The organism is Roseisolibacter sp. H3M3-2 (assembly GCF_029211165.1).
GTDB lineage: Bacteria > Gemmatimonadota > Gemmatimonadetes > Gemmatimonadales > Gemmatimonadaceae > Roseisolibacter.
In genome coordinates this window covers 1-7,027 of record NZ_JARGEK010000263.1, presented here as the reverse complement: position 1 = coordinate 7,027, position 7,027 = coordinate 1, and the positions used below count along the sequence as shown (strand labels likewise).

At 75.9% G+C, this 7,027-nt stretch carries 9 protein-coding genes; 6 read left to right on the top strand and 3 right to left on the bottom strand.

The genetic code is table 11. The features are described from left to right. The 3 genes from PYV61_RS18210 to PYV61_RS18200 form a co-directional block, all read left to right on the top strand. Positions 1 to 300 (top strand): hypothetical protein (locus PYV61_RS18210; RefSeq protein ID WP_275834237.1); only part of this gene is annotated, 300 nt, incomplete at its 5' end. A 51-nt stretch (positions 301 to 351) separates the two neighbouring features. Continuing rightward, positions 352 to 717 carry a metalloregulator ArsR/SmtB family transcription factor gene (locus PYV61_RS18205; RefSeq protein ID WP_345785257.1) on the top strand — a complete coding sequence of 122 codons (366 nt, stop codon included), beginning with the start codon at positions 352 to 354 and terminating at the stop codon, positions 715 to 717. After that, positions 714 to 1,199, top strand: coding sequence for an SRPBCC family protein (locus tag PYV61_RS18200; protein WP_275834233.1), 486 nt, complete (start codon positions 714 to 716; stop codon positions 1,197 to 1,199). The genes PYV61_RS18205 and PYV61_RS18200 overlap by 4 nt, the downstream gene beginning before the upstream one ends. A 17-nt stretch (positions 1,200 to 1,216) precedes the next feature. On the opposite strand, the gene cysK is transcribed toward PYV61_RS18200, so the two are convergent. Both cysK and PYV61_RS18190 read right to left on the bottom strand, forming a co-directional pair. Beyond that, positions 1,217 to 2,194: a cysteine synthase A gene (gene cysK / locus PYV61_RS18195; RefSeq protein ID WP_275834232.1), complete on the bottom strand. Its 978-nt coding sequence runs from the start codon at positions 2,192 to 2,194 to the stop codon at positions 1,217 to 1,219. Positions 2,195 to 2,230: 36 nt separating this feature from the next. Next, the gene (locus tag PYV61_RS18190) at positions 2,231 to 3,220 is read right to left on the bottom strand and encodes a bestrophin family ion channel (protein ID WP_275834230.1); all 990 of its coding nucleotides are present in this window, start codon (positions 3,218 to 3,220) and stop codon (positions 2,231 to 2,233) included. Positions 3,221 to 3,419: 199 nt separating this feature from the next. On the opposite strand from PYV61_RS18190, the gene PYV61_RS18185 reads away from it, so the two are divergent. From PYV61_RS18185 to PYV61_RS18175, 3 genes are read left to right on the top strand one after another with little or no spacing between them, the layout of a single operon-like run. Continuing rightward, positions 3,420 to 3,665: a hypothetical protein gene (locus PYV61_RS18185; RefSeq protein WP_275834228.1), complete on the top strand. Its 246-nt coding sequence runs from the start codon at positions 3,420 to 3,422 to the stop codon at positions 3,663 to 3,665. Between the two features lies 1 nt (position 3,666). After that, complete coding sequence (locus tag PYV61_RS18180) at positions 3,667 to 4,773, top strand: ATP-binding protein (RefSeq protein ID WP_275834224.1); 1,107 nt, start codon at positions 3,667 to 3,669, stop codon at positions 4,771 to 4,773. Beyond that, on the top strand, positions 4,773 to 5,468 hold the full coding sequence (locus PYV61_RS18175) for a response regulator transcription factor (protein WP_275834222.1): 696 nt from the start codon (positions 4,773 to 4,775) through the stop codon (positions 5,466 to 5,468). The genes PYV61_RS18180 and PYV61_RS18175 overlap by 1 nt, the downstream gene beginning before the upstream one ends. On the opposite strand, the gene PYV61_RS18170 is transcribed toward PYV61_RS18175, so the two are convergent. Beyond that, the coding region (locus PYV61_RS18170; protein WP_275834220.1) for a beta-N-acetylhexosaminidase at positions 5,434 to 7,027 on the bottom strand (1,594 nt) is incomplete at its 5' end. The genes PYV61_RS18175 and PYV61_RS18170 overlap by 35 nt on opposite strands.

Sequence of the window (7,027 nt, the reverse complement as noted above, 5' to 3'; positions counted from 1 at the left end):
CCGACGCCCCTCATCACCGTCGTCGCCGACGACGTCGCGCCGCCGGGGCGCGAGACCGCCGAGCGGCTGGCCGGCGCGCGCGTGCGCGTGCGCTGGGCGCCCGAGGCCCCCGTGGACGGCGAGGCGACGCTGGTGCTCGCCGACGCGTCGCGGGCCCCGTTCGCGACCTCGCGCCCCGCGCCGGGGACGCCGCCGAGCGCGGAGTTCGTGGACGAGCCGCGGGCGGCGTTCGCCGGGGTGCTCGTCGTCCGGGCCGACGGGACGAGCACGACCGCCCTGGTCCCCATCCCGCCGCGCTGACAGCGGCCCGTGGTCTTGCGCCGCCGGCGTCGCGGTGCAATACTGAACCATATGGTTCAGTATGACGTGCGACTGGACGCCACCTTCTCCGCCCTCGCCGACCCGACGCGGCGGCGCGTGCTGGAGCGGCTCGGGGCGCGCGACGCGTCGATCACCGACCTGGCCGACGCGTGCGCGATGACGCTCACGGGGATGAAGAAGCACGTGCGCGTGCTCGAGGACGCGGGGCTGGTGACGACCGAGAAGGTCGGCCGCACGCGCACCTGCCGGCTCGGGCCGCGCCGGCTGGAGGAGGAGGTGGCCTGGATGTCCCGCTACCAGGCCATGCTGGAGGCCCGCTACGACCGCCTCGGGACGCTGCTCGCGCGCCTGCAGGGCGCGGCGCCCGACGCCACCCACCACGGAGACCCGCCATGACCGCGACCGACGCCCCGACGCACGTCCTCTCCACCCCGTCCGACCGCGAGATCCGCGTCGAGCGCGTGTTCGCGGCGCCGCGCGCCCTGGTGTGGCGCGCCATGACCGACCCGGCGCTGGTCGCACAGTGGTGGGGGCGCGGGCACAAGCTGGTCGTCGAGCGCGACGAGGTGGAGCGCGGCGGCCACTGGCGCTACGTCGAGCACACGCCCGAGGGGGAGCTGCACGGCTTCGAGGGGCGCTACCGCGAGGTCGTGCCGATGGAGCGCGTGTCGCGCACCTTCGAGTGGGACGGGATGCCGGGCTACGTCGTGATCGAGAACATGACGCTCGAGGACGCGGGCGACGGGCGCACGCGGATGGTCACCGTCTCGCAGTTCTACTCGCAGATGGAGCGCGACGGGATGCTGCACTCGGGGATGGAGGGCGGCATGGCGCAGAGCTTCGCCGCGCTCGACCGGCTGCTGGCGACGCTGGCCTAGTCGCCGCTACGGCAGCTCTACGGCAGCTCGCCGCACACGTCCTCGGCCTGGAAGAGCGTCGTCGACAGGTAGCGCGCCCCCGAGTCGGGGGCGATGGTCGCAACGCGCTTCCCCGGCCCGAGCTCGCGCGCGACCTCCATCGCCGCCCACGCGATGGCGCCGCTCGACATCCCGACGAACAGCCCCTCCTCGCGCGCCAGCCGCCGCGCGAGGGGGAACGCGGTCTCCTCCCACGCGGTGAAGACGCGGTCGACCACGCCGCGGTCGAAGTTGGGCGGGACGAACCCGGGCCCCATCCCCTGGAACTGGTGCTGCCCGCGCTCGCCGCCCGACAGCACCGGCGAGCGCGCCGGCTCCACCGCGACGACCAGCGCGTCCGGGTTGCGCTCCTTCAGGAAGCGCCCGACGCCGCTGATCGTGCCGCCCGTGCCGGACCCGTACACGAACGCGTCGACGCGCCCGTCCATCTGCTCCCACAGCTCGGGGGCCGTGGTCTCGTAGTGCACGCGCGGGTTGGCGGGGTTGGCGAACTGGTTGGGCATCCACGCCCCCGTCGCGTCGCGGATCCTCTCGGCCTCCTCGATCGCGGCGAGCATGCGGCGCTCGGGGTCGGTCAGCACGAGGCGCGCGCCGTACGCGCGCAGCGTCCGCTTGCGCTCCTCGCTCATCTGCGACGGGAGGCAGAGCACGAGCGGATAGCCGCGCGCCGACGCCACCTGCGCCAGCCCGATGCCGGTGTTGCCGCTCGTCGGCTCGACGATCGTCTGCCCCGGGCGCAGCGCCCCCGACGCCTCGGCGTCGAGGATCATCCCCAGCGCCGTGCGGTCCTTGATCGAGCCGCCGGGGTTCATCCCCTCGACCTTGACCCACACCTCGCCCATGTCGGCCGCGACGACGCGGCGCAGGCGGACCATCGGCGTGCGGCCGATGGCGAGGTCGATCCCGGGCGAGGCCGGGCGCACGGGGGCGGGCGGCGCGTAGGTCAGCAGGTCCATGCCCGCAAGCTAGCGCGCCCCGCGCCCCGCGGCCGCTCAGCCGCCGGCCCCCACGCGAAGCGGACGCGGGCGCGGCGCGATGCGCAGCTCGTCGGCCTCCGCGGGAACCGCGCCGAGCGCGAGGACGTTGCGCTCGATGGTGCCGCAGATGTCGTCCAGCGGCAGGTGGCTGAGGTGCTCGCACGCGAACGGGTTCTGCAGCTCGACGCCGATCTGGTCGAGCGACAGCAGCGGGTAGGCGAGCATCATCGTCACCACCGGCACCATCCACATGCGGTCTACCTGCGGCAGGATCGCCAGCGGGAGCGTCGCCAGGTAGAGCAGGATGAAGCGGCGCACCTTGATGGAGTACACGACCGGCAGCGGCGTCTTCAGGATGCGCTCGCACCCGCCGAGGTGGTCCATCAGCGCGGCGCGCTCGGCGTCCACCTGCTGGAACGCGAAGCCGTCCATGCGGTCGCCCGCCGCGTGGAGCAGGCGCGCGACGGCCATCACGGCCACGCTGGGCGCGTGGTCGGCGGCGGCGAGCCGGCGCGCGCCCTCCGGGCCGACGAGCGCGACGGCCTGCGGCGGCGCGGGCTCGCCGCGCAGCTGCGCGCGCGCGAGGTGCGGGAAGGCGGCGATCCAGCGCACCACGCGGTCGCGCCACCCCTGGTCGTCGGGGCCGTACGCGAGCGCGCCGACCGCGAGGTTGCGCGACTGGTTGACGATGCCGCCCCACAGCTTGCGCGCCTCCCACCACCGGTCGTAGCCGGCGTTGGTGCGCAGCACGAGGAGGATGCCGAGTACCGCGCCGCCCAGCTCGTGCGGCGCCACCTCCATGGTGAGGTCGATGCCGGCGTACGTGCGCAGCGCGGTCACCAGGTGGCACACGACGACCGCGAGCGCGCCCGCGACCAGCACGCGCGGGAGGACGTAGGGCGTGACCGAGCCGTGCAGCGCGATGGCCTCGCGCCAGAAGCGGCGGCGGTGCGGGAGGGGGCGCCGGGGCGCGGTGCCGTGGAGCTCGAGCGTTCGGGATGTCATGGGCGTCGCCTTCGCGTGGATTGGCCGCGAAACGTGCGCCGCCGGGGCGCGGGCGTCTGCCGGACGGATTCTGAACCTGTGTAGGAAGTGCGGCCGCCGGGCGCGCCTCCGGCGTACGCCGCGTGTCGGTCGACGTCGTACGAATCTTCCGACGTGCGCTGACAGCGTGCCGGCCGCGGCCCCGCTTAGCATTGCCGCCATGCGCCACTTCCGATTCGACACCCGGGCCGCCGTGCGGCGCGCCGTCCCGCACCGCCCGCGGGCCCGCGCCGCGCGGCGGACGCTCCGCACCCCGGCCCGGCCGCCGCGCCCCCGGTGGCACCACGCGCTCCGGTCGCTCGGCCCGCTGCGCTCGCTGCGCGCCCTGCGGGCGCTCCTCCCCCGCCCCGCCGCCGAGCGGAGCGCGCACGACCACGCGATCGCGGCCTTCGGCTGGGCGATGTGAGATGACGCCCGGCGCCACGGCCCCCGCCTTCACCGCCGGCTCCGGGGCGCACGCCCCGGGCACGGCGTGGCGCGTCCCGCCGGTCGCCGGCGGGCGCGTCATCCTCCGCCTCACGAGCGCGATCGTCGCCATCGACCTCGCCGCGTTCGCCTCGGCGCGCTGGGCGCCGCCGGGGTTCGCGGAGGAGATCGCGCTGGTCGGCGTCGTGCTCACGCTCGTGGTGGCGTTCGCCCTCATCAACGCCGCCTGGCTGCCGCTGCGCGCGCTGGAGGCGGCCGCCGACCGCGTCGCGCGCGGCGACCACGCGGCGCGCGTGCGGCTGCCCCACCTCGTCGACGCCGACCTGCGGCGCGGGGCGTCGGCGATGAACCACCTGCTCGACGCCGTGGCGGCCGAGCGCGGGCGGGCGCGCACGCTGGCGGCGCGCGCCATCCGCGTGGACGACCGCGAGCGGGCGGCGATCGGGCGCGAGCTGCACGAGGGGACGGCGCAGCAGCTGGCGGCGCTGTCGCTGCTGCTGGGGGGCGCCGAGCGGCCGGCGGCGGACGTCGCGCGCGACGACGCCCCGGCCGGCGAGCCGCGCGACGCGCGCGGCGACACGCAGCGGCGGCGGATGGACGTGATCCGCGGCATCGTGCGCGACGCGCTGCACGAGGTGCGCGAGCTGTCGCACACCGCCCACCCGCGCGTGCTGGACGAGCTGGGGCTGCCGGCGGCGCTCGACGCGCTGGCCGCGCGCACCCGCGAGGGGACGGCGGCGGAGGTGCGGGTGAGCTGCGACGCGCGGGTGGCGCTCGCGCCGGCGTCGGCGGCGACGCTGTACCAGGTGGCGCAGGAGGCGGTGCGGAACGCCGTGCGCCACGCCGCGCCGCGCTCCGTCCGCATCGCGCTCGCCGTGGACGCGCACGAGGCCGTGCTGACGGTGGAGGACGACGGGCGCGGCTTCGACCCGGCCGTCGTCGAGTGCGCCGCCGACGGCGTCGGGCTGTTCGCGATGCGCGAGCGCGTCGCGCTGGTGTCCGGCTGGATGTCGGTGTCGAGCCGCCCCGCGCACGGCACGCGCATCCAGGCCGTCGTGCCGATCACCCCACCCACGGCCTCCGCCTGATGCGCGCCCCCGACGACGTGCCGATCCGCATCCTGCTGGTGGACGACCACGCGCTGGTGCGCTACGGCCTGGCGACCGTGCTCGCCGCGGAGCCCGACCTCGAGGTGGTGGGCGAGGCCGCCGACGGCGCCGAGGCGCTGGTGGCGGTCGACCGGCTGGCCCCCGACGTCGTGGTGATGGACGTGTCGATGGACGGGGTCGACGGCGAGACGGCGACGCGGCGGCTGGCGCAGCGCGACGGCGCGCGCCCGGCGGTGCTGGCGCTCACGATGCACGCCGAGGCCGAGTGGCTGCTGCGGATGCTCGACGCGGGCGCGTCGGGCTACCTCCCCAAGAGCGCCGCGGGGCGCGAGCTGCCGCACGCGGTGCGCGCGGTGGCGCGCGGCGAGACCTACGTGCGCCCCGAGGCGGCGCCGGTGCTCGCCACCGGGTGGCGCCGCCGCGCCGAGCGCACCGACCGCGAGGAGGAGTGGTCGCAGCTCAGCGCGCGCGAGCGCGACGTGCTCAAGCTGTTCGCCGAGGGGTTCACCCCCGGGCAGATCGGCGCGCGGCTGTGCATCAGCCCCAAGACCGTCGACACGTACCGCCGGCGCGTCAACGAGAAGCTGGGGCTCGCCGACCGCGCCGACTACGTGCGGTTCGCGCTCGACCTCGGGCTGCTCACCACGCGACCTGCGGCGACGGGTAGTAGTTGAGCCCCAGCATGCGCCAGCGCGTCGCCTGCCCCGCGATGCGCGCGCGGAACCCCTCCCAGTCGCGCTTCCCCTGCGCCGTCCACCCGACCTCGGCGAGCGCGGGGAGGCGCGGCAGCAGCAGGTACTGCGCGCCCGAGATGGTCGACACCGACTCGGTCCACAGCGGCGCCTCGACGCCGAGCACCGACTGCTCGGTGACGCCCGGGAAGAGCGCGGCCGGGTCCCAGTCGTAGGCGGTGCGCAGCTCGACGAAACCCGCCCAGCGCAGCCCGAGCTCGGTGGCCGGCGTGTACTTCATGTCGACGTAGGCCTTCGACGCCGGCGACAGCACCAGCTTGTTCCCCTGGCGCACCGCGAGCATGGCGGTGTCGCTCTGCCACTGCTGCGCGATCGTCTGCGGGCGGAGCTTCCCCTTGCCGATCTCCTCCCAGCCGATGGGGATCTTGCCGTGCCGGACGACGATGTCCTGCACGCGCTCGACGAACGTCGCGTACTGGTCGCGGGTGAGCGCCGCGACCTCGTCGCCGCCGATGTGCAGGTACGGCCCTGGCGTCATCGCGGCGAGCTCGCGCACGACGTCGTCGACGAAGCGGTACGTCGCCTCCTTGTCGTGGCAGAGCGTGCTCCACCCGACCTGGATCCCCGTGTAGAGCCCCGGCTCGGGCACCGGCACCGTCTGCGCGGGCATCGGGCGGCTGCAGCCGATCTCCGGGTACGCGGCGATGGCGGCGTTGGTGTGCCCCGGCATGTCGATCTCGGGGACCACCGTGATGAACCGCTCGGCGGCGTAGCGGACGATCTCGGCGTAGTCCTGCTTGGTGTAGTAGCCCCCCTCGCCGCCGCCGACCTGCGTGCGCCCGCCGACCTGCGCCAGGCGCGGGCGGCTGTCGATCTGGATGCGCCAGCCCTGGTCATCGCTCAGGTGCAGGTGCATGGTGTTCATCTTGTACAGCGCGAGCAGGTCGACGTACTGCTTCACCTCCTTCACGGTGAAGAAGTGGCGCGAGACGTCGAGCATCCCGCCGCGCCACGCGAAGCGCGGGCGGTCGACGACGCGCCCGGCCGGCGCGGTCCACGCCGCGGCCATGCGCATCGCCCCCTGCTCCGCCTCGACGCCGGGCGGGAGGAGCTGCCGCAGCGTCTGTAGCCCGCGGAACAGCCCCGCCGCGCGCGGCGCGCGCAGCAGCACCGAGTCGGCGGCGACGCGCAGCTCGTACCCCTCGTCGCCGAGCGACGCCGGGCCGCCGAGGCGCAGCACGATCGCGCCGGCGGGCGCGGGGCCGTCGCCCGGCGTGACGGGGAGCGGGAACGCGGTCGAGGGGCGCAGCAGCGCGGCCAGCCACTCGCCGACGCGCGCCGCCTCGCCGCCGTCCGCGGGGAGGACGATCGCGGTCTGCGCCGTGATGGTGAACGGCGGCGCGTCCGACGGCTCGACCACGTCGGGCTGCGGCACCACGCGGTGCTGGGCCATCGACGCTGTGCCGGCCGGCGGCTGGATCGCGCGCGGGCCGGCCGACGGCTGCGCGGCCGCCGGCGGCTGCGCTGGCGCGGGCTGCGCC

Excerpts from the sequence above, each read along its gene's own strand:
- PYV61_RS18180 (WP_275834224.1), top strand. The coding sequence starts at position 3,667 with ATGACGCCCGGCGCCACGGCCCCCGCCTTCACCGCCGGCTCCGGGGCG.
- PYV61_RS18175 (WP_275834222.1), top strand. The coding sequence starts at position 4,773 with ATGCGCGCCCCCGACGACGTGCCGATCCGCATCCTGCTGGTGGACGAC.
- cysK (WP_275834232.1), bottom strand. The coding sequence starts at position 2,194 with ATGGACCTGCTGACCTACGCGCCGCCCGCCCCCGTGCGCCCGGCCTCG.
- PYV61_RS18200 (WP_275834233.1), top strand. The coding sequence starts at position 714 with ATGACCGCGACCGACGCCCCGACGCACGTCCTCTCCACCCCGTCCGAC.
- PYV61_RS18190 (WP_275834230.1), bottom strand. The coding sequence starts at position 3,220 with ATGACATCCCGAACGCTCGAGCTCCACGGCACCGCGCCCCGGCGCCCC.
- PYV61_RS18205 (WP_345785257.1), top strand. The coding sequence starts at position 352 with ATGGTTCAGTATGACGTGCGACTGGACGCCACCTTCTCCGCCCTCGCC.
- PYV61_RS18185 (WP_275834228.1), top strand. The coding sequence starts at position 3,420 with ATGCGCCACTTCCGATTCGACACCCGGGCCGCCGTGCGGCGCGCCGTC.